Below are 25,971 nucleotides of genomic sequence, written 5' to 3'. Positions count from 1 at the left end.
CAGGTATCGAGTCGCCACCGATAGCCGCCCCGTTGTCGCAGTCGGGGACGGACAAGGTTCGCGCCGTGATATACACAAAACCGAATATATGGTTTCTCAGATACCAAGAAACCGTGATCGCACGCCCCAACCGCCATGACACCCGCCCGACACCGGGCACCAAGGATCAGATCGAGGATCCCTGCATGAACGCCACCGCCAAGACCGTGCTCGTGCTCTGTACCGGCAACGCCTGCCGCTCGCAGATGGCCGAGGTGCTGCTCAACCACGATCTCGCCGGTCGGGTGTGCGCGCGCTCCGCCGGCACCCGGCCACAGCCCCGGGTCGCCGAGGGGGCCATCGCCGCGCTCGCCGAGGCCGGGCTGCCGACCGCGGGGCTCCATCCCAAGGCGGTCGACACCCTGCTCGACCTGCCCTTCGATCTGGTGGTCAGCGTCTGCGACAACGCCCGCGAGCAGTGCCCGATCTTCCCGCGCCCGGTTCCCCGACTCCACCTCCCCTTCCACGACCCCCACGGCGAGCCGCTGGCCGCATTCATCGCCGTCCGCGACCAGATCCGCGCGCGCCTGGTGCCGGCGGTGGCCGAGGCGCTGGGGCTCACCATCACGCCACCATCGGAGTAAGTCATGTCGGTACCGTGCGAGGTCTCCACCACACAGTCGAGCGGCGCGCCGATGAGCCTCTTCGAGCGCGGTCTGACCCTCTGGGTCGGGCTCTGCATCCTCATCGGCATCGGACTCGGACAATGGGCGCCGGCGCCCTTCCAGTTTCTCGGCGGACTGGAGATCGCCCAGGTCAACATCCCGGTGGGTCTGCTGATCTGGGTGATGATCATCCCGATGCTGATGAAGATCGACTTCGGCGCACTCCATCAGGTGCGCGCGCACTGGCGCGGCATCGGCGTCACCCTGTTCGTCAACTGGGCGGTCAAGCCCTTCTCCATGGCGCTGCTCGCCTGGCTGTTCATCCGCGGGCTGTTCGCGCCCTGGCTGCCGGCCGAGCAGCTCGACGCCTATGTCGCCGGGCTCATCCTGCTCGCCGCCGCGCCCTGCACCGCGATGGTCTTCGTGTGGAGCCGGCTGACCGGAGGCGATCCCTACTTCACCCTCTCGCAGGTGGCGCTCAACGACGCCATCATGGTGTTCGCCTTCGCCCCCATCGTCGGGCTGCTGCTGGGGCTGTCGTCGATCCTGGTGCCCTGGGAGACGCTGCTGACCTCGGTGGCACTCTATATCGTGGTGCCGGTGATCATCGCTCAGTGGTGGCGGCGCCGACTGCTGCGCCACGGCAGCGCGCGTTTCGAGGCCACTCTCGAGACCCTCGGCCACGCCTCGATCCTCGCGCTGCTCGCCACCCTGGTGCTGCTGTTCGCCTTCCAGGGACAGGCGATCATCGACGCGCCGCTGATCATCCTGCTGCTGGCGGTGCCGATCCTCATCCAGGTCTTCTTCAACTCGGCGCTGGCCTACTGGCTCAATCGCGCCGTCGGCGAGCGTCACAGCGTCGCCTGTCCCTCGGCGCTGATCGGCGCCTCCAACTTCTTCGAGCTGGCCGTCGCCGCGGCCATCGCGCTGTTCGGCTTCGAGTCCGGCGCCGCGCTCGCGACCGTGGTCGGGGTGCTGATCGAGGTGCCGGTGATGCTGCTGGTGGTGCGGGTGGTCAACCGCACCCGGGGCTGGTACGAGCGCGGGCCACGGGTACGGTCGTGAAGCCAGCCGCCAGCCGCCAGCGACCAGCGACCAGCGACCAGCGACCAGCGACCAGCGATCAGCTTATAGCCTGCAGTGGCGGGGCTGGCCGCATGACCGACGACGACGGACAAGCGGGTGCTGGTGGTTCCTTTCTTCACACTCAGAGACAGGCATGAACATCTCTCTCCGTATCCATCTCCACCGCTCACCGCGAGCAGGCACCCATGTTTGAGCAACTCGGTGATCTCATCGCCTTCGGCCTGCTCGGGTTGGAACCGACCTCGCGCAGCGGCGCGGCAGTGCAGTTCTTCGTCATGGACGTGGCCAAGATCTTCGTCCTGCTGGTGTTGGTGATCTATGTCATGGGGCTGTTGCGCGCCATGCTCTCACCGGAGCGGGTGCGCGCCTTCGTGCGTGGCCGACCGGACTGGCAGGCGCGCGGCATGGCCGTCACCCTGGGCGCGGTGACGCCCTTCTGCTCGTGCTCGTCGGTGCCGTTGTTCATCGGTTTCGTCGAGGCCGGCATCCCGCTCGGGGTGACCTTCTCCTTTCTCATCGCCAGCCCGATGATCAACGAGGTCGCCGCCGTCATCCTGGTCGGCGTCCTGGGCTGGAAGCTCGCGGCGCTCTATGTACTCGCCGGGCTGCTCGTGGCCTGGTTCGGCGGACTCGCCATGCAGGCCTTCCGGCCCGAACGCTGGGTCGAGGACTATGTGTGGAAGATCCGCATGGGCGAGACGGCCAGGGCCGAGCCCGATACCAGCCTGCGCGGGCGTCACCGCTACGCGCTCGGCGAGGTACGCGAGATCGTCGGGCGGATCTGGCGCTGGGTGCTGCTCGGCATCGGCGTCGGCGCCCTCTTCCACGGCTTTGTCCCCGCCGCCTGGGTGACCGAGCACCTGGGCGGGGACGACTGGTTCAGCGTGCCGGCAGCGGTGCTGCTGGGCATCCCGCTCTATGCCAACGCCACCGGCGTCATCCCGGTGGCCGAGGCGATGCTGACCAAGGGCGTGGCGATCGGCACCACCCTGGCACTGATGATGAGTGTCGCGGCGCTGTCGCTGCCGGAGCTGCTGATCCTGCGCAAGGTCATCCGCTGGCCGGCCCTGGCGCTGTTCGCCACGGTGCTGGCCGTCGCCTTCACCCTGGTCGGGTGGGGCTTCAATCTGATCGTTTGAGGAATCGAGACATGAAGACATTCAAGGTACTGGGCGGCGGCTGCCGCAACTGCGAGGTCACGGCCGAGGCGATCACGCGCGCCGCGGCCGAGGCGGGCGTCGAGATCGCGCTGGAGAAGATCACCGACATGGCCGAGATCCTCGGCTACGGCGTCATGTCGACGCCCGGCGTGGTGCTCGACGGCGAGGTGGTACACAGCGGCGGCGTACCGCGGGCCGATCAGGTGCGCGCCTGGGTCTCGGGCTAACCGGCTCGGGGCGGCGCGCCGGCGAACATCACTCGATCCTTGCCCGCCGACTTGGCCCGGTACATGGCCGCGTCGGCGAGCTGGAACAGCTCGGTGAGATGGCCGGCGTCGTGCGGATAGAGCGCCACGCCGATGCTCGCCGAGACCCGTTGCCCCTCCCAGTCGCCCGCGGCGATCCGCCGGCGGATGTCCTCGAGGATCGCGCGCGCCGTCTCGGGGTCGGGCAGTTCGCTCAGCAACAGCCCGAACTCATCGCCGCCGATGCGCCCGGCAAGATCGCCCGAGGTGGTGCGCAACTGCCCCACCAGCACCTCGGCGACGAAGCGCAGTACCGCGTCGCCGGCCAGGTGGCCCTGGGTATCGTTGATCGCCTTGAAGCCGTCGAGATCGATCACGCAGAGCGCGAAACAGCGCCGGTGGCGCGCGGCGCGCTCGATCTCGAGCGTGGCGCGCTCCTCGAAGGCGATGCGGTTGGCCATCCCGGTGAGCGCGTCGGTACGCGCCATCCGCTCGAGCTGAAGCAACTGCGCGCGCCGGTTGTCGTAGAGCGCGACCATCGCCTGCACCGCAGCGGCGAGCACCCCAAGCAACAACAGCCCAAGTAGCCCGATGACCACCGTCGGCGTCATCGCCGCGCGCTCATAGAGCGCACGCGGGACGAAGGCCAGGGTGTACCACTGCAACGGCAGGACCGCCTCGCTCATCGTCGCCCCGCCACCGCAGGGCGCCGAGTGCACCGGATAGTCGACGCGCAGCGGCTCGACGCGGTGAAAGGCGAAGAACCCGGCGGCGGTACGCACCTCGCCCCGATCGACCCGCGCCATCTCTTGCCACACCCGAGGGAAGCGCACCTGCATCCGTTGGCGCGCGCGCTCGGGCAGCATGAACCCCCAGCGCATCTCTGCCTCCGGCGCGAGCAGCCAATACCCCTCGCAGTTGACCAGCATCGGCTGCGTGGGGTTGCCCCGGCCGACATCCTCGAGCCGCTCCAGCAGCCGCCCGGCGAGATAGTGGATGACGACCAGCCCGCGATTGCGCCCGGCGGCGTCGATCACCGGGGTCGCCAGGCGCAGGATCGGCACGAAGGGGCGCGCGATCCGGCCCTCGGCGACGTCGAGGTCCAACGCCGAGACATAGATCTCGTTGGCGTTCAGCGCGAGTGCGGCCGTATCGAACCAGGTCTCCGCGCCGCGTCCGGCGATGATGATCCGCGGCGTGCCCTCGGCGTCGAGTTCGACCCGCACCCGCTCGCGACCGCGCGCGTCGAGCAGACGGATCTGTTGATACAGCCCGGAGTAGCGCAGCCGCGCGGCGTATTCGCGCGCGATGCGATCGAGCAGCGCCTCGTCGCCGCCCTCGAGATAGCGCTGCAGCTCGTTCTGGCGCGAGAGTGTCAGCACATCGGAGACCACATAGTCGAGCTTGTTTTCGAGCAACCGCTCCTGCTCCTCCACGCTGGCGATCGCCGTGGCGTCGAGCTCGCGAGACAGGCTATCGACCTGCCACTGCCACACCAGCACCAACAGCACGACCAGCACCCCGGCGAGCAGCGCGTAGGTCAACAGGAACAGCCACCGCGCCGAGAGCGGCGCGCGTTCGCCGTCGCCGTCGGCGCGGTCGGTGGCGGACTCCGACGTCCGCGGGCTGTGCTGCGCGAATGTCCGCATCGATTCCCCCTCAGCGCGCCGGCGCGCCCTGGTCATGCTCGCCGGCGAGCACGATGCGATTCTTGCCGCGCTCCTTGGCGCGATACATGGCGACATCGGCCGCGCGCAGCAACCCGACCCGGCTGGTGGCATGGTCTGGATAGAGCGCGACGCCGATGCTCGCCGTCACGCCCCAGTCGCCGGCGGCGATGCGACGACAGAGATCGGCAAGGATCGTCTGCACCTGTTCGACCTCCTCGGGGAGTTCGCACAGCAACAGCCCGAACTCATCGCCGCCGAAGCGGCTGGCGAGATCATCGGAGCCGGTGCGCAGGTGGCGCACGAGGACGGCGGCGACGAAACGCAGCACCTCGTCGCCGACCAGATGCCCCTGGCTGTCGTTGACCGCCTTGAAGCCGTCGAGGTCGAGCAGGCAGAGGGCGAAGCGGCGGTGGTGGCGCGCCGCGCGCGCGATCTCGAGATCGGTGCGCTCCTCGAAGGCGGTGCGATTGGCCAGCCCGGTGAGGGCGTCGGTGCGCGCCTGGCGCTGCAGACGGTCGATGCGCGCGCGTCGATCGGCGCGCAACGCCACGGTCGCGCGCACCGCCAAGGCCAGGACCAGCAGCAACAGCACGCCCAGCCCGGCGATCACCAGCGTCGGCGTCAGCGCCGCGCGCACATAGCGCTCGCGCGCGATGAAAGCGGCCACGTGCCAGCGCAGCAGGTTCGGCGAGACCGCATCGTCGCGTCGCGCGCACAGCGCCGAGTAGACCGGATAGCTGCTCTGCAGCGGCACCACGTCACGATAGACGAAGGTGCCGTCGGCGGTGCGGATCAACCCGAGCGGGTGATGCTGCATCCGCGCCCAGGCCTCCGGGTAGCGCACCTGCATCCGCTGCTCGGCGCGCCCCTCGACCATGAAACCCCAGGCCATCCCGCGCTGCGGGGCCAGCAGCCAGTAACCGGCGCAGTTGATGAGCATCGGGCGGATGGGACCGGCGCGCCCGAAGTCCTCGAGACGCTCGAGCAGATGACCGGCGCGATAACTGATGACGATCATCCCGCGACCGCGCCCGGCGCTGTCGAACACCGGGGTCCCCACCCGCAGCAGCGGCAGGAAGGGCAACAGCACCTCGCCGTTCTCGATGCTGAGATCGAGCGGCGAGACATAGAGCTCGCCGGGCTCGAGCCCCAGCGTCGCCTCGACATAGTAACGATCGGCCTTGTCCTGCAGTTCCTCCTCGGGGATGGTCAGGATCTCGCCGGCGAGCGACTCGACACGCACCACCTCGTGCCCGGTCTCGTCGATCAGCCGGATCTTCTGATAGCGCCGGGCATAGTGGATGCGGTTGGTCAGTTCGGCGGCGATCAGCGGCAGCCAGTCGCGGTCGCCGGTATCGAGATAGCGCTGCACGATGTGCTGGCGCGCCAGCGTCAGCGTATCGATCGCGACATGGTCGAGCTTGTTCTCGATCAGCCGCACCAGTTCGTCGACCCCGGCCCGCGCCGTCTCATCGAGCTCGCGGTGCATCTGGCGCACGCTCCACCCCCACACCAGCACCAGCAGCGCCACCAGCCCCAGGGCCAGCGGCAGATACAGCCGCCAGAACCCGCGCCCGCTCATCCGTTCCCCGGAGGCGCGGCGAGAGGCGAGACGACAAGACGATCCCTGCTGACAGACATGCTTGCGACTCCCCTGGCGACCCGTACCCCGGTCCCGCCGAAACGGCGGTGATCGGCAGTTGATGATGGGGCCGGTTTCGCCGCAGCCAACGCGCGCCGAGGGATGGTCCCGGCGCGCGGGAGACGGGAGATCGCGTCCGACCCCGAGGCCGGGCGCGCGGCACGACGGAAGAGGCCGACGCCAGACGAACAGCGGGCGGACGGCGCCGTGAGGCATCGCCCGCCCGGGGTCCGATCACCGGACCCGGCATCGACCGCGTTACTGCGACCCGGTCACCTCGGAGGGATCGGAGGGCGCCTCGATGCAGCGCTGCGGCGCGTCGATCGAGGTGGCGTTCGGGAACATGTCCAGCCACGAGATACGCAGGCTGTAGCCGTGTACCGTGACCGGCACCTCGGGACACTCCCGGGTGATGCGGCTGGCGACCGACTGCAGATCGGCGGAGTCGAACTTGAAATAGGGCGGCGTGAAGCCGGCGTCCTCGTTACGGAAGATCAGCGTCTCGGCCGAATCGGCATAGACGGTCTCGATACGGTACTGGACGTCGCGCCCATCGCCGGTCACGCCGGTGATCTGAACCTCCCAGGAGTCCGGCCCCCAGCGCAGCCAGAGCAGGAAGACCACGATGGCGAGGACGACGGCGCCGCCGATCTTGAGCTTGTTCTTCATGACTCTCTACCCCCTTGTGTCTTGACGCGGATGCGAGACCGCGAATCATCACGGCGAAGTCGTGAACTCGCGGAGTCGATCTAGACGCTGCAATCGCGATGCCAGCCGAAAAAACGCGCCATCAAACTGATATTTAAGGCATTCTCCATCCTCTTCAGAATATGGGGATGACCCACGGGGCAATTGCCCCGACCGCTCCCACGGGCACCGGTGGTTATCCACCTGCCCCGGCCGCCCGACCCTGTCCACACGCGCGACGACGGATCTGGCGCAGTGGCACGACGCGCGGCGGGCGACGTGATGGAGCGACCGGAGACACAAAAAAAGCGAGCCCGTCGAACGGGCTCGCCCGGCATGTCCGCGATGGCGGCACGCCCCGGGCCATCCCTGGCCCGGGCGACGACGATCAGTGCAGCTCGTCGACCTGCTTGATCGCCTCCTCCTTGGTGACGCCGTACTTCTCCTGCAGGCTACCGACGAGCTTGTCGCGTTCGCCATCGATCAGCGCCAGGTCATCGTCGGTCAACTTGCCCCAGCGCACCTTCAGCTCGCCCTTGGCCTGTTCCCAATTGCCACGGATCTGTTCCCAGTTCATGGTCTTCTCCCGACCGGTCACGACCGGTCTCTGGCTGGTGGATGTTCGGTGAGTTCGTCGCTGCTTGCGCGGATGGTTATTCCTCCTCGAAGGACTCGACGGCCTCGTGCCAGGCCTCGCCCAGCGCCTCGTAGGCCTCGGCGAAGCCCTCCTTGATCTCGTCCCAGGCGCTGTCGGAGCTGCTCTCCATGTCCTCGTACCACTCGGCGACCTGGGCGCGACGCTCGCGCAACGCCGTCATGCTCGCCTGCGTCTTCTCGCGGGCGGCCTCGCTCATGTCGTCCCAGTTCTCGTCGAGACGCGCCTGCAAGGCGTCGATGCGCTCGTCGGCGGCCTCCAGCGCCTCCTTGGTCGCCTTCACCGCCTCATCGCGCTGATCGGCGCCATAGGCCTTGAGCGAGGCGAGCAGATCCTTGGTGTCCTGCTTGATCTCCTCGGCCGGCGGCATCCCGGCCTCGTGCATCATGCCCTTGTCCTCGGACATCTCGGACTCCTGCATCATGCCCTTCTCATCGGACATCTCCGCCTGGGTCATCGCGCTGAGCGAGAACAAGGTGAAGCAGAGTGCGGCGCTGGTGGCGAGAATCGGTTTCATGTCGTGCTCCTCCATGGTGGTCGTGACCGGAAAATGGTGGCGGTTCACGTGGAGATGGCCGCGAGGCTCGCGGGGCATCATCCCTCGGTGGAGAAGTTGCAAAGCCGATGCCAACCCTTCCGGAGCGCGCCATGACGGGGCGCAAGGGCTGACCCCATGCGCGGGTGCCCCGACCGATCGGGGGATAGCCCCCGCCGACGGGGGCATATGCCCCGCCGTCGACGCGGAGCCGAGCGGCTAGAGCAACACCACAGTCGCCAGCCCCAGGAAGGCGAAGAAGCCGACGATATCGGTGACCGTGGTCAGCACCACGCTCCCGGCCAGGGCGGGATCGATGCCGAAACGGCGCATCAGCAGCGGGATGGCGACCCCGGAGAGCGCCGCGCAGAGCAGGTTGAGCAGGATCGCCACGGCGATGATGCCGCCGATCGCCCAGTCGCCGAACCAGAGGATCGCCAGGGCGGCGACCACCAGCGCCCAGAGCAGGCCGTTCAGCAGACCGATCCCGGCCTCCTTCAACAGCAGGATGCGGGTGTTGCCGCCACCGAGTTGCCCCGTCGCCAACCCGCGGATGACCAGGGTCAGCGTCTGGCTGCCGGCGATACCGCCCATGCTGGCGACGATCGGCATCAGTACCGCGAGCGCCACCACCTGTTGCAGGGTGCCCTCGAACAGACCGATGACCCAGGCGGCGAGAAAGGCGGTGATCAGGTTGATGCCGAGCCACACCGCCCGTCGTCGGCTGCTCGCCAGCACCGGGGCGAACATGTCCGTCTCCTCGTCCAGCCCGGCCATGCCCATGATCGCGTGCGCGGCCTGCTCGCGGATGACGTCGACCACGTCATCGACGGTGATGCGCCCGAGCAGGCGTCCGTCGGCATCCACCACCGGCGCCGAGCTGAGGTCTTCCTCCTCGAAGCGGCGCGCCACCGCGTCGCTCGGCTGGTCGGCGGGCACCGGCTCGAAGTCGGTCTCCATCAGCTCCGAGACCAGCGTCTCGGGGCGCGCGGTCAGCACCCGGCGCGTGCGCAGCACGCCCTGATAGTGCTGCTTGCGGTCGATGACGAAGAACTTGTCGGTGTTCGGCGGCAGGTCCTCGCGCAGTCGCAGATAACGCAGCAGGGTACCGACGCGGATGTTGGCGCGTACCGCGATCTGGTCCATGTTCATCAGGCCGCCGGCGCTGTCCTCGGGGTAGGAGAGCATCGACTGCAAGCGCTCGCGCTCGCGCCGGTCCATGGCCTCGAGGATCTGCCGACCGGTGGCCATCGGCAGATCCTGGATGAGGTCGACCAGATCATCTGGCTCGAGGCCGCGCGCGGCCTCGACCAGATGATCCAGATCCATCTCCGCGGCGAGACGGCGGCGCACCTCCTCCTGCAGGTGGCGCAGGACCTTGGCGGTGCGCTCACCGTCGATCATGTCCCAGGCGGCGGCGCGCTCGGTCGCCGGCAGCGACTCCAGCAACCCGGCGATGCGCGCCGGGTGGAGCTTGCGAAACAGCCGCGCGATGCGCTTGAGCTTGCCCTCCTCCAGCGCCTCCAGGACCAGACGCAACTGGGTCTCCGGCTCGTCCTCGGGCGGGCCGTCGAGGTGTCGCGAGTCGGGGTCGGACTCCGCGGCGGCCTCGATCTCGAGGTCGCGGGCGAGTCGGGCGCGCAGCGTGGCCGAGAGGTGCGCGCGCACCTTGTCCTCGGTGCGCGCCTCGACCTGATGCCAGGCGGCCACCCGCTGCGCCGGGGTGAGCGTCTCGAGCAGGCTGGCGATCTTGGCCGGGTGCATCTTCTTGAGCAGGCGGCGCGCGCGCTTGCCCTGACCCTGCGCGAGCAGCTCACGCAGATGGTCGATCTCGGTGGCGATCAGGTCGTTCGGATCGGGTTGCAGGTCTCGCTTCAAGGGCTTGTTCCATTGCGGCTATCGGGATGGAGGGTCATCGGTCCCCCGCACGAGGGCGGCCGCCCGAGGAGACGGGCGATGGGTTCAGCCGAGGACGATGACGCCGAGACCGATACCGTAGAAGATCAGCACCAACCAGCTCTCGAAGCCGATGTTGCCGATGCCGCTGCGCTCGCGCCGGATCAGTCCGAGCAGCAGCGTGGCGGTCAGCAGAATCGTCTGACTGATGATGAACAGCGGCTGATCCCCGACGGCATGGTAGAGCGATCCCGGCCGATAGGCGATATCGGAGAACGCGAGAAACAGCACATCGAAGGTGTTGCCGCCGATGATGCCGCCGACGGCGAGCGTCAGCGCACCGTGGCGCACGGCGGCGATCGCGGTGACCAGCTCCGGGAGCGAGGTCACCACGGCGGTGAAGAGGACCCCGACCAGGGTCTCCGAGAGCCCGGTCACCCGCACCAGCGCCATCCCCGCGACGCCGACGAGATAGCCCGCGGCGCCGACCAGGATCACCGCCGCGACGAAGCCCGCCCACAACCGGCGTTGCCCCGCCCCATCATCGTCGGACGTCTCCGGGACGTCCTCGCGGGTCTCGCCGGTCTGCACCGGATACCAGGCCGGCTGACCCCGGGCGACGGCGGCCAGGCGCACCCCGAGTGCGTAGAGCGCCAGCAGCAGGAACGAGGCCGGATGGACCCCGAAGAGCGTCACCGGCGGCGCCGTTGCGGCCATCAACGGCACCGCGAGCAGCGCGCAGAGCAGCGCACCGTTGATGAGATTGGGCACCGAGGCGGCGGCGTGCTCGAGATTGGCGCGACGATAGAGGATATCGGCGACGACGAGAAAGGCCGTCTGCGCCGCGATGCCGCCGACGGCGTTGCCGACCGCAAGCTCGGCCTTGCCTGCCGAGGCGACGGTGAGCGAGACGATGATCCCGGGCAGCGAGGTGCTGGCGCCGAGCAGCACCGCGCCGAACACCGCCTCGCCGAGCCCGGTCAGATCGGCGAGACGGTCGGCGAGCCGCGCCATGCGCGTCCCGACCACGGCGATCACCGCCGCGCTCGCGACCAGCACGAGGACGATCAGCGCCAGTGACCAGTGCTCAGCCGAGGGCATCGTCTTCGCGCCTCAACACGCGCCACTCAGTCCGCAGAGGGCGCATCGTCGGGCAGGTGATCGGCCACATAGGCCCCCCGCTCGCCGCGCGGACGCGGCTCGCCCCGGGTGGTGTCGCGCGCGGTCTGGCGCTCGATCTCGGCGTTGAGCTCGGCGCCGAGGATGGTGATCAGCGCCGAGAGATAGAGCCACATCAGCAGCACGATGACCGCGCCGATCGAGCCATAGGTCGCGTTGTAGGTACCGAAGCGCGAGACATAGACCGAGAACAGGGCCGAGGCGACCAGCCACAGCACCACGGCGAGCGACGAGCCGACCGAGACCCACCGCCAGCGCGCCTGGCGGCGTGACGGGCCATAGCGATAGAGGACCGCGAGCAGGGTCAGCGCCAACGCGGCCAGCACCGGCCAGCGCACCAGATTGACGAGCACCTGCGCCAGCGCACCCAGGCCGACATAACGCATCGCGACCGGCACCGCCACGATCAGCGCCAGCACCACGGCGACCAGCAGCACCAGCGAGAAGGTCACGACGAAGGCGGTGAGATTCAGCCGCAGGAAGCCTCGACGCTCGCGCTCGTCGTAGACGATGTTCAGCGCCGCGATCAGCGACTGCGTCGCCCGCGTGGCGCTCCACACCGACAGCAGGATCGCGCCCGCCAGCCCGGCGCCGAGGCTCTGCCCCGAGCCCGATGCAACCTCGCGCATCTGCTGCGAGAGCAGTTGATAGACCTCTGCGGGCAGCACGGCGCTGAGCGCGGAGAACTGTCCCTCGACCTGCGCGGGGTCGGCGACCAGCCCGAACAGGGCGATCAGCGCGGCGATGCCGGGGAACACCGCCAGCAGGCTGTAGAACGCGACCCCGGCGGCGACCAGCGAGACGTTGTCGGCGCCCGCCGCCCGCCAGGCCCGCGTGACGATCCGGACCCAGCCGCCCGGCGGGATCTCGTTGGGCGCATCGGCCAGGCGACCGATCGCCCGGTCGGCGCGATCATCGACATCCATCACATCCCTCCCCCTTGGTCTGGCCGCGCGCGCGGCGCGGCGGCCTCACCCCGGTCACAGCGTCGGCGGCCGACGTCCGAACACGAACAACACCACCGCAAAGACGAGTCCGACGACGAAGAGTATCCAGGCGATACTGGACGCGGTGCCGGCGATACCGGTCAGCCCGAGTGCGCCGGCGATCAACGCCACGATCAGGAAGACGAGCGCGAGTCTGATCATCACAACCTCCTCAGTGACATGAATCCGGTCGACGGGCGCGCGGCGCACGCCGCGCCGCCCGAGGAGGCGATCATCCCTTCTCGTATTCCTCGACCTGACGCTCGGCCTCCTCCTTGGCAAGGCCGTAACGCTCCTGGATCTTGCCGACGAGCTTGTCGCGCTCGCCCTCGATGGCGAGCAGATCGTCATCGGTGAGATCGGCCCAGCGCGCCTTGACGTGCCCCTTCATCTCCGTCCACTTCCCCTTGACCTCGTTCCAGTTCATGCAAGACCTCCAGGTTTCGCGTGATGGCGCGCCCGATCGGCGCGCCTCCAGGCGACCGGGACGCGATGTCCACGCCCGGCGGCGCCCGTTGGTCATCAAGCTTGCAGCCTGCATGCCAGCTTTCGACATCGGCGCCCCGCGCCCGTCATGAGCGGGCGCGACGCCACGGACGCACGCCAGCGGCGGCGGGAGATCGCGCGACACTGGTGGATATGGCCAGCCATCTCGGTGGCTGCGGTGGAAAGGCCCCGTCGCCGGGCAAGAGACGCGCGGAGGCGGCGGGGGACGCATCCGACGACGCGGGAGCGGCTCAGCCGCTCCCCTCGGCGCCGGCGGTGTTCGCGGAGACGGCGCCGCGCGGCTCGCCGTCCCTGAGACCGTACTTCTGGATGCGATAGCGCAGGGTCTCGCGGGTGGTGCCGAGGGCACGCGCGGCGGCGGTGACGTTATAGCCGCTGCGCTCCAGCGCGGTGCGGATGATGTAGCTGTCCATCTCGTCGAGCGCCATGCTGCCATCGAGCGGGATGGTCAGCAGGTCGCCGTCGACGCCGGGCGCGGGGGCATCCTCGGGACCGGGCACCAGACCGCTGCCGAGCTGCATCCACTCGATCGGGAAGCACTCGCCACGGGCCAGCAGCACCGCGCGCTCGACGACGTTGCGCAGCTCGCGCACGTTGCCCGGCCAGCTGTAGGCGCGCATCCGCTCATAGACCGCCTCCGGGATCTCGCGCACGCGGTTGCCCGAGCGCGCGTTGTACTCGTCGACCAGCGTCGGCACCAGCTCGTGGAGATCGTCGAGGCGCTCGCGCAGCGGCGGCAGGTCGAGCCGGAAGACGCTGAGCCGATGGTAGAGATCGCTGCGGAAGTCGCCATCGCGCACCCGTTGCTCCAGGTTGCGGTTGCTCGCGGCGATCACCTGCACGTCGACGTCGATCGCCTTCTCCGCGCCCAGCCGGCGGACGCGATGGTCCTCCAGCACGGTCAGCAGCTTGGTCTGCAGGTCGAGATCCATCTCGGCGATCTCGTCGAGAAACAGCGTGCCCTCGTTGGCCTGCTCCAGATAACCGCGATGGCGCCCCTTGGCGCCGGTGAAGGCGCCGGACTCATGGCCGAACAGCTCGGACTCCAGCAGCTCGCGCGGCAACGCGGCACAGTTGACCTCGATCATCGGACCGTCGGCCCGGGGACCGGCGTGGTGGAGGATGCGCGCGACCAGCCCCTTGCCGACACCGGTCTCGCCACCGATGACCAGGGCGCTGAAGGGCACCTCGGCGAGGCGCGCGATCATCTCGCGCGTCGCGCGGGTGATCTCGCTGCGGCCGATATAGGACTCGACGCCGTAGCGCCGCCGCCGGTCGCGGCTCTCGCGACTGAGACGGCGCTGCGCCATGGCCGCGCGGCGCGCCCCGGAGACCACCAGCTCAAGCCGGTTCAGCGCGCAGGGCTTCTCGAGGAAGTCGTAGGCCCCCAGGCGCAGCGCCCTGACCGAGTCGGAGACACCGCCGTAGCCGGTCAGCAGGATCCACTCGCCGGCGATCTTCGCCTCACGCACCTCGTCGAGCAGGTCGAGCACGTTGCCGTCGGGCAGGCTCATGTCGGCAAGGGTCACCTGCGGCTCGAGACACTCCTCGAGCAGTCGCCGCCGCGCCTCGCCGAGCGTCGTCGCATGCTCGACGTCCCAGCCCTTGGTGGTGAAGTGCCGGGCCAGCTCCTCGCCGAAGGCCGCGTCGTCCTCGATGATCAGCAGCGAATTCCCCATCAGTGTCAGGTCTCCTCGTCAGCGTCGGGATGGAGGCGCGAACACCCTCGGGCATCAAGCCGCACCAGTCTCGATGGCGTGCCACGGCGCGGGCACGGGGGCATCCTCGACAGCGGCCGCGCCCCGTCCACGCATCCCCGGCGCCGCGACCGGCGCGCCAGTGGAGGATCTGGAGACGATCGGTGGCGAATGCACGCCTCGGCAGCGGGGGAATGCGACCGTCTCCCCGGGGCTACTCCAGCAACCGCTTGAGGTCGGCGACACCGACCGGCTTGAGCAGGTGCGCGTCGAACAGCGCCGCCTCCTCGCCGAGGCTCGACACGCCGTAGCCCGACACCGCCACCAGCCGGAAGGCCCGGCGCTCGGGGCGCTCGGCGAGGCGGCGCGCGACCTCGATGCCGTCGATATCGGGCAGGCCGATGTCCAGCAGGATCAGGTCCGGACGCACCCGGGAGACCGCCTCCAGCGCCTCGGCCCCGCTCGCGCCGCCACTGACCTCGTGGCCGAGCGCGCGCAGCAGCTCGCTCGCCGCCTCGACCACATCGGGGCTGTCATCGACGATCAACACCCGTCTGCCCTCGCCCGGCGCATCGTCCCCCGCCGCAGCGCCGGGCCCCACATCCGTCTCGGGCGCGGCATCGAGCGGAAAGGTCAGCGTGACACGGGTACCCTGGCCGACCCCGTCGCTGTGCAGGTCGATGCTGCCGCCGTGCAGCCCGACCAGGTTCTTCACCAGGGTCAGCCCCAACCCGAGGCCGCCCTCCACCCGCGCCAGCGAACGCGGCCCCTGCGTGAAGGGCTCGAACAAGGTGGGGATCGACTCGGGGGGGATGCCCCGCCCGTCGTCCGCGACCGTGACCCTGGCCACCCCGGCGTCCGCGACCAGACCGACGGCGATGCGCCCGGCTCGATCGGTGTACTTGACGGCGTTGTGCAGCACATTGCTCAGCACCTGGACGAGCCGCGTCGCGTCGCCGCGCACCGCCACCGCCCCCGGCGGCAGGTCGAGCGCGAGCGTATGCTCACGCGCGCGCGCCTCGTGCTCGACCACCTCCAGCGCCTCGCGCACCAATCGCCCCAGGTCCTGGCGCGCCATCTTCAGCTCGATCGCGCCGCGGGTGATGCGGGCGACATCGAGCAGGTCGTGCACCAGTCGCTCCAGATGATGGGTCTGACGGTCGATCACCCCGAGCGCCCAGTCGAGCGTGGTCTGATCGGTCTCGCCCAGCGCCAGACGATCCAGCGCGTTGCGCACCGGCGCCAACGGGTTGCGCAGCTCGTGACCGAGCATCGACAGGAACTCGTCCTTGCGCCGGTCGGCCTCGGTGAGCTGCTCGGCCTGGCGGCGCAGGCTCGTCTGCAGCGCCTGCTGGCCGCTGACGTCGAGCGCCAGCGAGAGCACCGAGACCAGCCGACCGTCGGCGTCGCGCAGCACCGAGTTGTGCCACTCGCACCAGATGGTCTCGCCATCCTTGCGGCGGTTGAGGTGGAGCGCCTGATTGTGCTCGACCAGCCCGCCGACCAGTGCGCCGACCATGTCCGCGAAGGGCTCGCGCGCCTCGTCGGGGAACAGCCCCAGCCCACGCAGCGACCCGCGCAGCGCCTCGGCCTCGCTCCAGCCGAACACCCGTTCCGCCGCCGTCGACCAGCGCAGCAGGGTGGTATCGGCCGCCCACTCCAGCGAGGCGACCGGGGACTTGTCGACATGCAGCTTGAGCCGCTCCAGGGTCTCGCGGTAACGCCGCTCGGCCCGCGTGGCGCGGGTGACGTCGGCGAGGATGCCGACACAGCCCCCGACCTCGCCGGTCTCGTCGCGCAGGGGCGCGGCCGAGGCGATGAGATGCCTGACCTCACCGTCGGCGAAGTGGATCTCCTCGTGGAAGTCGTGCACCGGCTCGCCCTCACGCGCCGCGACCTGCATCGGCAGCTCGGCGGTGGTCAGCTCGCGCCCGGCGTGGAAGACGCGAAACGGCAGCGCGGTGGCATCGGGCCCGGACAGCGAGGGGTTGCTGTGCTCGGGCAGGCGGAGGATCTCGGCGCCGGCGCGGTTCATGTCCATGTTGCGGCACTCGAGATCGCGACCGATATAGATCCCCACCGGGGCGGCCTCGAAGACCGCGCGCAGCTCGCCGGCGCGCGCCCGGTTCTCGGCATTGAGTCGGGCGATCTCCTCGGCGTTGCGACGCCGCTCGGTGATGTCGATGACCAGCACGAAGAAGCCGTCGACGGTGCCGTTGTCGCGTCGGTCCGGGATGTACTCGATCTGGCAGCAACGGGTGCCCGCGCCCTGATAGGGCAGCCAGGCGTCGAAGCGACAGACCGAGCCCGCCAGCGCCTGCTCCATGTGGGGACGGACCAGCGCGAAGGCCTCCTCGCCAAGGACATCGACCACCGGTCTGCCGCGGATCTCTGCCGGATCGAGCCCGAACCAGCGGGCATAGGCGGCATTGTTGAAGCGATAGCACAGCGACGCGTCGACCTGCGAGATCAACACCGGCAACGCATCGGTGAGCCGGCTCAGGGCATGGTCGCGACCGGCCTGCGCCGCCTCGGTGAGCTTGCGCGCGGTGATGTCGGTCCAGGTGATGATGGCCCCGTCGATCTGGCCCGTGCCCGAATGATAGGGCCGTATCCGGCGCAGAAACCACTGCCCGCCGTCGCCCCGGACCTCGCGCGGCACCACCGGCGTGCCCGCCAGCACCAAGGCGACCTCGTCGACCAGCCCGGCATCCTCCAGACACCAGCCGAGGTCCGCCAGCGGGCAGCCGGGCTCGCCCCCGCCGGGTCGCAGCAGCGTCTCCGTCGCCGGGGTCCAGCGGCGCACGCGCAACCGCGGATCGACGAAGAGCACCGGCACCTCGGTGCCGACCAGGAGGGCGTCGAGCACCTCATTGGCCGTCTCCAGCTCGCGCACCCGGTCCATGAGCCGGGCGTTGATGACGGTCAACTCATCGTTGAGCACCTGTCGCCCTGCCCCGGCGGTCTTCAGTTCATCATCGGTGGAGCACCGCTCCCTGGTCATCGACGTCGCCCCCTCGTTGGAGACCCAGAGGTCTGCAGTGGAGGCACCATCTGCCCGGGTTGCTGCGTACAACATGGCGCCACGCCGAGCCCGGCCTCCTCCTATGCGTTCAGGATAACCCCGAGCGGCGTGCCGGGCTCATTCGGAACACCGATCGCCCGCGCAATACAATCCGGTTGATTAAGACAGAGGCAGGAGGCCTGAGGAGGGCTCGGCGCGCCTGAGCCCAGCCGCAGTAACGGCCCAGCGGCCGACCAGACGCTCAGCGGCACGCCGTCGCGGCAAGCTGGCCAGACGCATCATCTCCCCAGACCGGCATCACCGCCCAGTGAACCACCCGTGAGCACCGCGCGCATGGCGCAATCGGCGCCGACATCGAGCTGGCCGATCCGGTCGCGCTCCAGATAGACGGTGAAACCGCCCAACTGATAGCTCATCGGCAGGAACACGGCCACCCGGTCGTCACCGTCATCGGCGCCGGGCAGGACGACGCGCTCCTGCATCACGAAACCGACCAGCAGCATCCCCTGGATGTCGACCGCCACGGGCCGACCCAACCCCTCGTCGCCATCCTTGGCAAAGAATCGCGACACGTCCTTGATGCCCTGGAAGAGGCTCTTCACCAGCGGGATGCGATCGAGCACGCGCTCGGCCAACCTGAGCAGCCAGCGCACCAGGAAGAGGTTGGCGATCAACCCGGCGACGACCGTCAACGCCACGCCGGCGACCAGCCCCATGCCGGGCAGATACCAGCCAGCGGGCATCAGCACACGCACCAGATCCCCCATGAACAGCTCCACCGAGCGCCCGAGCCAGACCAGGAAGGCGATGGTGATGACCAGGGGCGCGAGCAACGCCAACCCCTGCAGGAACCAGTTGCGCAGTCTCTCGAACAGGTTTTTCCGACTCATCTCGACGCTCGCTCCTCCGGGCTCAGTGACTCCGTCATCGGCATGTCTCCTTCGGCATCGTGCGCCGTGATCCGGGCCAGCGGTCCCGGCGCATCCAAGCGGGCGGCCCCCCGCGTCCTCCACACGCAAGCACTGCCGATGCCAGACCGCACCACGGCGACGACCGCGCGCGGCGACGGGCGAGACGGCGAGCGCGCGGCCCGATCACGGCGACCCCGAGCGGGGCATTACAACCGCCCCGGGTTGAATTGCACCGCACGGCGCTGTCGGGCGACACCCGCGCGGCGCCCGTCACCGCCCGGCACGGCGACATGGGCGCACGAGGCGATGGCGCGACGCCTGCTTCGCAGGAGTCGCCGCGCGGATGATGCGGCGCACGATCGACGGGGTCGAGCGCGACAACGAGGTGTTGCATCTGGCGCTCAAGGCACAGGCGCTGCGCGCGGTCGCCTCGCTGGCCGACTGAACCGGTCGGCGCGACCGACTACGCCGGCGACGGCGCCAGCGGCAGCTCCAGGGTCGCCGTGTCCTCGGCCAGGTGGAGGGTGCCGCCGCTGTCGCGCGCGGCACGCTCGGCCGCCTGCGCCATCAAGCGCAGATCGGCGCGCTCGACGGGGAGTTCCGCCGCCCGCCCACCCTCGGCGCGCAGCCGCAGCACGAGCCGCCCGGCCACCACCCGACACTCGAGGAGCGGCCGGTGGTCGCGGGCACCAATGCAATCGGTGCCGATACCGATGAGCCGCAGACAGTGGACCAGCGCCGCCTCGAGGCTGTCGCGCTCGACCTCCACCACCACGCCGACGTCCTCGGCGAGCGGAACGACCCGTCCACCATGGACCCGTATCACCCCGGCGCCCAGGGCCGCGGCATCGAGCCGCTGCGGCGGGCCGTCGCCGAAGCGCGTCGAGCGCACCGAGTCGCTGAGTCCGTCGGAGAGCGTCGCGGCGGCGCCGAGCAGGCGCTGGAGGCGCTCGCGGTGCGCCCGATCCTCGACGAGTTCGAGTTGCAGGGTCTCGGCGACCAGCTTGATCACGCTCAAGGGGGTGCGCATCTTGTGGGCCTGTTGTCGCGCCTGCTCGGCGAGCAGGGAACGGCGTTCCAGATCGGCGAGACGCTCACGCTCGGACTCGAGCGAGGCCCCCGCGGGGGTGTTGGTCTGTGTTGATGACATAACGATCATCGGCATTGGTGGCGCATCACGGTGGTCGGGCCGGATCGGGGCGTCGCACGGCGCCCTGCCCGCGCGGTGCTCGACGGGCTCCGGCCACTTGGCTCATACAAGGTCTTCTGGAGTTTTCTGCAAGGAGCGGGCCGATTCTGGTAGACCCGAGTGAGCCGACGCCGATCCCTTCCCCGGATCATCGCTGCTCATGCCCCGGTCACGCGGCGCGCAGCTGGTCGACACCGGCGATCGCCGGTAGCCGCGTCCCACGCCACCGCCATTGCGCGCCTGGGCTCACCCCCCGCGATACACGGGGCACGTCGGTCACGGGTGGCGGATTTCACCACAGACCGGGGCATCTCACGCGAACGCGGGCGAAGGCACGCCGCCTCCGAGGGCAGACGGGGCGCGCGGAATCGGTCGCGGCGGGGAATCATTGCCCCCAACTGGACCTGTCGCGGGGGAGTCGCGCGTCGGGGTCGTTGACGGTGATCGAGTTGCCATCCCCGAGCCGCGCCGAGTACACGACCAGGTTCGTTCCACCCGCGAGCGTCTGGCTCGGAAACAGGATGCCGGTGTACCCGCGCGCCAAGACCATGTCGGCGAGCACCCATGTCGGCGGCTCGATGTGCCGCTCGAACCTCAGGTGACGCCAGTCCTCGCGCCAGTCGTGCCACAGCGCGTCCCAGGGCGCGCCGTCGTGGAGCTGGCGCAGGTCGACCAGGTCACGCAGGGTCGCGCTGTACGAGCACATCGTGCAGGGCGGCAGAAAGGGCGAGGTCTGCTGGTACTCGCGCAAGGCGGTCAGCTCCTCCAGCGACAGGTACAGCGCCTCCACGCCCGCCCGGTTGAATCGTCCCCCCTGGATCGCGGCACCTGCCCCGCTGGTCGGTCGGCTGGCCCACTGCGGTGCATGCGCCCGGAACACCGTGGTGCCGCGAGGCAGGTCACACAGGATCACCCAAGGAACCCGGCGCCGATCGACTCCAGATAGCCGATCGCATCCTCGGTTCGCCCCTCCTGGATCAGTTGCAACAGCGTCTTGTGATGAAACGCGGGAATGGGCTCGTTCTTGATCAGGAAGATGGCGCGTTGCGGGTCCGGCTGAACCGTCGTGGCGGCCGAGAGCACGCGCATCAGCCCACGCAGCGCCGATTGCAGTCTTGGCGATTCCGGATGCGTACGCAGTGTGTTGCGGTGGACCCCCGCCAGTTCGGCCAGGTCCTGTTGTTGCAGACCGAGGAGGTGAGCGACGCCCGGTGCCGAGAACCGCGATGTCCCCGGCTCCCTCGTCGATTCGAGCATCTCCGCGAAGATGGCGACCATGACGGTGTCTCCCGAGATTGCGCCTTATTGATGCACAGTTTAAGCACAGTACAGGTCGCAGACCGCCCCCACAACCCTCCCGACACTGAGGGTTAAGCCCCGACCGTCGCGCCTCCCCCGGGGCGCGGCAACGAACGCCGCCCCTGAGCCCTTCGAGCGCGCCAGGGTCTGACCGTCGGCCCTGGGACGACTCCGGGCGGGCCCTCAGCGTCGTCCACCCTGGTCGCGATGTTTGCGCGCAAGCTCGACGAATGCGCTCAGGTAGCGGGTGTCGGCATCGGCCGCGCGAATACCGAGAAAGATCTGCTTGGCGATCCCCTCCATGCCGAGCCGTACCGCGGTCAGCTCGAGCTTGGGCGCGTACTCATCCACCAGCCAGCGCGGCAGGGCCGCGACACCACGTCCACTGGCGACCATCTGCAGCATGATGTCGGTGGTCTCGATCGGCTTTTGGCGCTTGGGCCGGATGCCGGCCGGCAGCAGGAACCGGGTGTAGATGTCGAGCCGGTCGATGGCGATGGGATAGGTGATCAGGGTCTCGCGGGCGAGCTGCGCGGGCTGCACGAAGGGGGCCGTGCGCAGGGCGTGCTGCGGCCCCACCACCAGCACCTGCTCGTAGTCGAGGACCGGCTCGAAGTGCAATCCCGTCTCGTAGAGCGGATCGGGCGTCACCAGCAGATCGATCTCATGCGCGAAGAGCGCGCCGATGCCGCCGAACTGGAATTCCTGCTTGACGTCCACGTCCACGTCCGGCCAGGCGGCCAGGTAGGGCGAGACCACCTTGAGCAGCCACTGGTAGCAGGGGTGGCACTCGATGCCGATGCGAAGCGTCCCGCGCTCGCCCAGGGCGAACTGACGCAGGCGTGCCTCCGCATGGGTGAGCTGCGGCAGCAGACGATCGGCCACCGAGAGCAGATACTCCCCGGCCTGCGTCGGACGCAAGCGGCGCCCCTCCCGGGTCCAGAGCGCCACGCCGAGCTGGTTCTCCAGCTTGCGCACCGCATGGCTCAGGGCCGACTGGGTCAGGTTGAGCTGCTCGGCGGCGGCGGTCAGCGAGCCCTGCTGATCGACGGCGCGAACGATGGCCAGATGGGAGCGCTCGAGTTGTGTCATCGGGGCAATCCATGAGTGATATGCATGCTTAGATGAGAAAATACCATTTTATTTCATGTTTCATGCTGGTGAGAATGGCCACATCCCTTCTCCATCGACCAGGACATTCGACATGGCCATCACTCACAATCTCGGTTTTCCCCGCATCGGCGCCAAGCGTCAGTTGAAGTTCGCGCTCGAGTCCTATTGGAAGGGCCAGTCCTCGATCGAGGACCTCAAGGCCGTCGGCAGCCAGCTCCGCGCGCAGCACTGGGAGGAGCAGACCGGACTGGACCTGGTGCCGGTCGGCGATTTCGCCTTCTACGACCAGATGCTCGACATGAGCTTCACGCTGGGCAATCTGCCCGAGCGCGTGCGCGGTCTCGCCGGCGATGCACTCGACACCTATTTCCGCGTGGCGCGCGGCCGCTCGGCCCCGGCGGTCGAGGAGCAGGCCGGCTGCACCTGCGGCGTCGCCGCCGGTGAGATGACCAAGTGGTTCGACACCAACTATCACTACATCGTCCCCGAGCTGACCGCCGACACCCGGTTCGAGCTCGACGCCTCGCGTCTGCTCGAGCAGTTGGCCGAGGCCAAGGCGCAGGGCGTGCGGGCCAAGCCGGTGGTGATCGGCCCGGTGACCTATCTCGCACTCGGCAAGACCAAGGACGGCTCGGACCCGCTGGCGCTGCTCGAGCGCCTGCTGCCGGTCTACGCCGAGCTGCTGAACACGCTGGCCGAGCACGGCGCCGACTGGGTGCAGATCGATGAGCCCATCCTGGTCACCGAACTCGACGAGCCCTGGCGTCATGCCTTCGAGATCGCCTATCACGAACTCAAGAGCGCGCCGGTCAAGCTGTTGCTGGCGACCTATTTCGGCGAACTCCAGGAACAGCGCTATCTGGCCGCCAATCTGCCGGTGGCGGGCCTGCACATCGATGTCGTGCGCGGACGCGAGGATCTGGTGCCGCTGCTGAACCTGCTGCCCTCGAGCAAGATCCTGTCGCTCGGGGTGATCGACGGACGCAACATCTGGAAGACCGATCTGAACGCGGTGCTCGAGTGGCTGGAGCCGATCCAGGCGCAGCTCGGCGAGCGTCTGTGGATCGCGCCCTCCTGCTCGCTGCTGCACGTGCCGGTGGACCTCGACAGCGAGCAGAGGCTCGATCCCGAGATCAAGTCCTGGCTCGCCTTCGCCAAGCAGAAGCTCGACGAGCTGCGCATCCTGGCCGGCGCGCTGAACCAGGGGCGTCATACGGTCCAGGGCGAGCTGGCCGCCAACCGCGCCGCCATCGCGGCGCGTCGCAGCTCGCCGCGCGTCAACAACCCCGCGGTCAAGGCCGCGCTCGCCAAGATCGACGCCCGGCTCGGAGAGCGCAACAGCCCCTATGCCGAGCGCGCCGCCAAGCAGGCCGAGCGGCTCCAGCTCCCCAAGTTCCCCACCACCACCATCGGCTCCTTCCCGCAGACCGCCGAGATCCGTCAGACCCGCCGCCAGTTCAAGGCGGGTGACATCGAGGAGGCGGCCTACGTCGAGGCGATGCGCGGCGAGATCGCCCGCTGCGTGCGCGAGCAGGAAGCACTGGGGCTGGATGTCTTCGTCCACGGCGAGCCCGAGCGCAACGACATGGTCGAGTACTTCGGCGAGCAGCTCGACGGCTACGCCTTCAGCCAGTTCGGCTGGGTGCAGTCCTACGGCTCGCGCTGCGTCAAGCCGCCGATCCTCTTCGGCGACATCAGCCGTCCCAAGGCGATGACGGTCGACTGGATCACCTACGCCCAGTCGCTGACCGACAAGCCGATGAAGGGCATGCTCACCGGTCCGGTGACCATCCTCAACTGGTCCTTCGTGCGCGACGACCAGCCGCGCTCGGTCACCTGCCGCCAGCTGGCCCTGGCCATCCGCGAGGAGGTGCTGGACCTGGAGCGGGCCGGGGTGCGCGTGATCCAGATCGACGAGGCGGCGCTGCGCGAGGGCCTGCCGCTGCGCAAGTCGCAATGGGATGACTATCTCGGCTGGGCGATCGAGTCCTTCCGCATCACCGCCAACGGCGTCGCGGACGAGACCCAGATCCACACCCACATGTGCTACTCGGAGTTCAACGACATCATCGCCGCGATCGCCGACATGGACGCCGACGCCATCACCATCGAGACCTCGCGCTCGGACATGGAGCTGCTCGACGTCTTCGACGACTTCAAGTACCCGAACGAGATCGGTCCCGGCGTCTATGACATCCACTCGCCCAACATCCCGGCCGAGGAACAGATGGTCGAGCTGATGCGCAAGGCCGCCGAGCGCATCCCGGCCGAGCGTCTCTGGGTGAACCCCGACTGCGGCCTCAAGACCCGCCAGTGGAACGAGGTCATCCCGGCCCTGACCAACATGGTCTCGGCGGCCAAGACCCTGCGGGCGAGCCTCGGCTGATTCGAGCCGCCAGCCGCCAGCCGCCAGCCAGAGTTTGCCGCCCAGTTCGGCCGATGGCTCCCGGCTGGAGGCTGGAAGCTGGTGGCTCCCATGACGCTGTCAGCCACCAGCGGCCAGATGTCGCCGCCCGATTCGGCCACTGGCTCCCGGCTGGCCGCTGGAGGCTGGAGGCTGGAGGCTCTCACAAAGAGAACAAACATGTTTGATCGCACCCAATACCGACTCGACCGCATCGACCCGGAGCTCTCCGCCGTCATCGAGCAGGAGAACCGGCGCCAGGAGGATCACATCGAGCTGATCGCCTCGGAGAACTACACCTCTCCGGCGGTGATGGCCGCTCAGGGTTCGCAGCTCACCAACAAGTACGCCGAGGGCTATCCGGGCAAGCGCTATTACGGCGGCTGCGAGCATGTCGATGTCGTCGAGCAGCTCGCGATCGATCGGGTCAAGACCCTGTTCGGCGCCGAGGCGGCCAACGTGCAGCCCAACTCGGGCTCCCAGGCCAACCAGGGCGTGTTCTTCGCGGTGCTCAAGCCCGGCGACACCATCATGGGCATGAGCCTGGCCGAAGGCGGGCACCTGACCCACGGCATGGCGCTCAACATGAGCGGCAAGTGGTTCCGGGTGGTGAGCTACGGTCTCAACGCCGAGGAGGACATCGACTACGAGGCGCTTGAGCGCCAGGCGCGCGAGCACTCACCCAAGCTCATCATCGCCGGCGCCTCGGCCTTCGCCCTGCGCATCGACTTCGCGCGCATCGCCCGGGTGGCCCGCGAGATCGGCGCCTATTTCATGGTCGACATGGCCCACTACGCAGGGCTGATCGCCGCCGGCGTCTATCCGAACCCGGTGCCGCACGCCGACTTCGTCACCACCACCACGCACAAGAGCCTGCGCGGCCCGCGCGGCGGCGTCATCCTGATGCGCGAGGCGCACGCCAAGGCCATCAACTCGGCCATCTTCCCCGGCATCCAGGGCGGCCCGCTGATGCACGTCATCGCCGGCAAGGCGGTCGCCTTCAAGGAGGCGATGACGCCCGAGTTCAAGACCTATCAGCAGCAGGTCGTCACCAACGCCGCCGTGCTCGCCGAGACCCTGATCGCGCGCGGGCTGCGCATCGTCTCCGGGCGCACCGAGAGCCATCTGATGCTCGTCGACCTGCGCGCCAAGGGCCTCACCGGCAAGGAGGCCGAGCGGCTGCTCGGCGAGGCGCACATCACGGTCAACAAGAACGCCATCCCCAACGATCCCGAAAAGCCCTTCGTCACCTCGGGCATCCGCATCGGCACCCCGGCCATGACCACGCGCGGGTTCGGCGCGGAAGAGGCCAGGCTCGTCGGCAACCTGATCGCCGACGTGCTCGATGCGCCGCAGGACGCCGCGGTCATCGCCCAGGTACGCGAGCGGGTGTCGGGACTGACCGAGCGGTTCCCGGTCTATCGCTAGCGACCCATCGAGC

The 25,971-nt window shown here is 68.9% G+C and carries 23 protein-coding genes; 6 read left to right on the top strand and 17 right to left on the bottom strand.

The genetic code is table 11. The annotated features are described in order from the left end of the window. Positions 1–113: 113 nt before the first annotated feature. From EBL85_RS01560 to EBL85_RS01545, 4 genes are all read left to right on the top strand, one after another. A complete protein-coding gene (locus tag EBL85_RS01560) occupies positions 114–623 on the top strand; it encodes an arsenate reductase ArsC (protein WP_223806001.1) in 510 nt (169 codons plus the stop codon). 3 nt (positions 624–626) lie between these two features. After that, positions 627–1,709: an ACR3 family arsenite efflux transporter gene (gene arsB / locus EBL85_RS01555; RefSeq protein WP_123141985.1), complete on the top strand. Its 1,083-nt coding sequence runs from the start codon at positions 627–629 to the stop codon at positions 1,707–1,709. Positions 1,710–1,915: 206 nt separating this feature from the next. Then, entirely contained in the window at positions 1,916–2,869 is a 954-nt protein-coding gene (locus EBL85_RS01550; protein ID WP_123141984.1) for a permease, read from the top strand. 11 nt (positions 2,870–2,880) lie between these two features. After that, a complete protein-coding gene (locus tag EBL85_RS01545; RefSeq protein WP_123141983.1) occupies positions 2,881–3,117 on the top strand; it encodes a thioredoxin family protein in 237 nt (78 codons plus the stop codon). On the opposite strand, the gene EBL85_RS01540 is transcribed toward EBL85_RS01545, so the two are convergent. The 17 genes from EBL85_RS01540 to EBL85_RS01460 all read right to left on the bottom strand — a co-directional run bounded on the left by EBL85_RS01540 (position 3,114) and on the right by EBL85_RS01460 (position 22,105). Further along, positions 3,114–4,784, bottom strand: coding sequence for a diguanylate cyclase (locus EBL85_RS01540; protein ID WP_190288021.1), 1,671 nt, complete (start codon positions 4,782–4,784; stop codon positions 3,114–3,116). The genes EBL85_RS01545 and EBL85_RS01540 overlap by 4 nt on opposite strands. Before the next feature lie 10 nt (positions 4,785–4,794). Next, positions 4,795–6,387, bottom strand: coding sequence for a diguanylate cyclase (locus EBL85_RS01535; protein ID WP_190288020.1), 1,593 nt, complete (start codon positions 6,385–6,387; stop codon positions 4,795–4,797). Positions 6,388–6,705: 318 nt separating this feature from the next. Continuing rightward, a complete protein-coding gene (locus EBL85_RS01530; protein ID WP_123140500.1) occupies positions 6,706–7,116 on the bottom strand; it encodes a DUF1523 family protein in 411 nt (136 codons plus the stop codon). A gap of 406 nt (positions 7,117–7,522) precedes the next feature. Beyond that, positions 7,523–7,711, bottom strand: coding sequence for a CsbD family protein (locus EBL85_RS01525; RefSeq protein ID WP_123140532.1), 189 nt, complete (start codon positions 7,709–7,711; stop codon positions 7,523–7,525). Between the two features lie 76 nt (positions 7,712–7,787). Further along, entirely contained in the window at positions 7,788–8,306 is a 519-nt protein-coding gene (locus EBL85_RS01520) for a hypothetical protein (protein WP_123142001.1), read from the bottom strand. A gap of 237 nt (positions 8,307–8,543) precedes the next feature. After that, complete coding sequence (gene mgtE / locus EBL85_RS01515; RefSeq protein ID WP_123141981.1) at positions 8,544–10,202, bottom strand: magnesium transporter; 1,659 nt, start codon at positions 10,200–10,202, stop codon at positions 8,544–8,546. A gap of 84 nt (positions 10,203–10,286) precedes the next feature. Continuing rightward, a complete protein-coding gene (locus EBL85_RS01510) occupies positions 10,287–11,321 on the bottom strand; it encodes a sodium:calcium antiporter (RefSeq protein WP_123141980.1) in 1,035 nt (344 codons plus the stop codon). 26 nt (positions 11,322–11,347) lie between these two features. Next, positions 11,348–12,325 (bottom strand): YihY/virulence factor BrkB family protein, encoded by a 978-nt coding sequence (locus EBL85_RS01505; protein WP_123141979.1) that lies wholly within the window; start codon positions 12,323–12,325, stop codon positions 11,348–11,350. Between the two features lie 54 nt (positions 12,326–12,379). Next, positions 12,380–12,547 carry a DUF1328 domain-containing protein gene (locus EBL85_RS01500; protein WP_123140495.1) on the bottom strand — a complete coding sequence of 56 codons (168 nt, stop codon included), beginning with the start codon at positions 12,545–12,547 and terminating at the stop codon, positions 12,380–12,382. A 70-nt stretch (positions 12,548–12,617) separates the two neighbouring features. After that, positions 12,618–12,812, bottom strand: a complete 195-nt coding sequence (locus EBL85_RS01495; RefSeq protein WP_123140494.1) for a CsbD family protein — start codon at positions 12,810–12,812, stop codon at positions 12,618–12,620. A 310-nt stretch (positions 12,813–13,122) separates the two neighbouring features. Further along, positions 13,123–14,571, bottom strand: coding sequence for a sigma-54 dependent transcriptional regulator (locus tag EBL85_RS01490; RefSeq protein WP_123141978.1), 1,449 nt, complete (start codon positions 14,569–14,571; stop codon positions 13,123–13,125). Positions 14,572–14,803: 232 nt separating this feature from the next. Further along, entirely contained in the window at positions 14,804–17,593 is a 2,790-nt protein-coding gene (locus EBL85_RS01485; protein ID WP_190288019.1) for a PAS domain-containing protein, read from the bottom strand. 299 nt (positions 17,594–17,892) lie between these two features. Then, entirely contained in the window at positions 17,893–18,504 is a 612-nt protein-coding gene (locus EBL85_RS01480; protein ID WP_123141976.1) for a DUF502 domain-containing protein, read from the bottom strand. Positions 18,505–18,988: 484 nt separating this feature from the next. Beyond that, positions 18,989–19,675 (bottom strand): hypothetical protein, encoded by a 687-nt coding sequence (locus tag EBL85_RS01475; protein WP_123141975.1) that lies wholly within the window; start codon positions 19,673–19,675, stop codon positions 18,989–18,991. A gap of 424 nt (positions 19,676–20,099) precedes the next feature. Beyond that, positions 20,100–20,627 (bottom strand): RES family NAD+ phosphorylase, encoded by a 528-nt coding sequence (locus tag EBL85_RS01470; RefSeq protein WP_123141974.1) that lies wholly within the window; start codon positions 20,625–20,627, stop codon positions 20,100–20,102. Further along, on the bottom strand, positions 20,624–20,992 hold the full coding sequence (locus EBL85_RS01465; protein ID WP_123141973.1) for a DNA-binding protein: 369 nt from the start codon (positions 20,990–20,992) through the stop codon (positions 20,624–20,626). Before EBL85_RS01465 ends, EBL85_RS01470 begins: the two co-directional genes overlap by 4 nt. 204 nt (positions 20,993–21,196) lie before the next feature. Next, positions 21,197–22,105, bottom strand: a complete 909-nt coding sequence (locus EBL85_RS01460) for a LysR family transcriptional regulator (RefSeq protein WP_062271381.1) — start codon at positions 22,103–22,105, stop codon at positions 21,197–21,199. Between the two features lie 112 nt (positions 22,106–22,217). On the opposite strand from EBL85_RS01460, the gene metE reads away from it, so the two are divergent. Both metE and glyA read left to right on the top strand, forming a co-directional pair. After that, a complete protein-coding gene (gene metE, locus EBL85_RS01455; protein ID WP_123141972.1) occupies positions 22,218–24,512 on the top strand; it encodes a 5-methyltetrahydropteroyltriglutamate--homocysteine S-methyltransferase in 2,295 nt (764 codons plus the stop codon). A 198-nt stretch (positions 24,513–24,710) separates the two neighbouring features. Then, positions 24,711–25,958: a serine hydroxymethyltransferase gene (gene glyA, locus EBL85_RS01450; RefSeq protein WP_123141971.1), complete on the top strand. Its 1,248-nt coding sequence runs from the start codon at positions 24,711–24,713 to the stop codon at positions 25,956–25,958. Positions 25,959–25,971 lie beyond the last annotated feature (13 nt).

Source organism: Marichromatium sp. AB32 (assembly GCF_003718675.1).
Classification (GTDB): Bacteria; Pseudomonadota; Gammaproteobacteria; order Chromatiales; family Chromatiaceae; genus Marichromatium; species Marichromatium gracile.
Note: the sequence above shows the minus strand (reverse complement) of the source record. Positions and strands in the feature narration are given on the sequence as shown.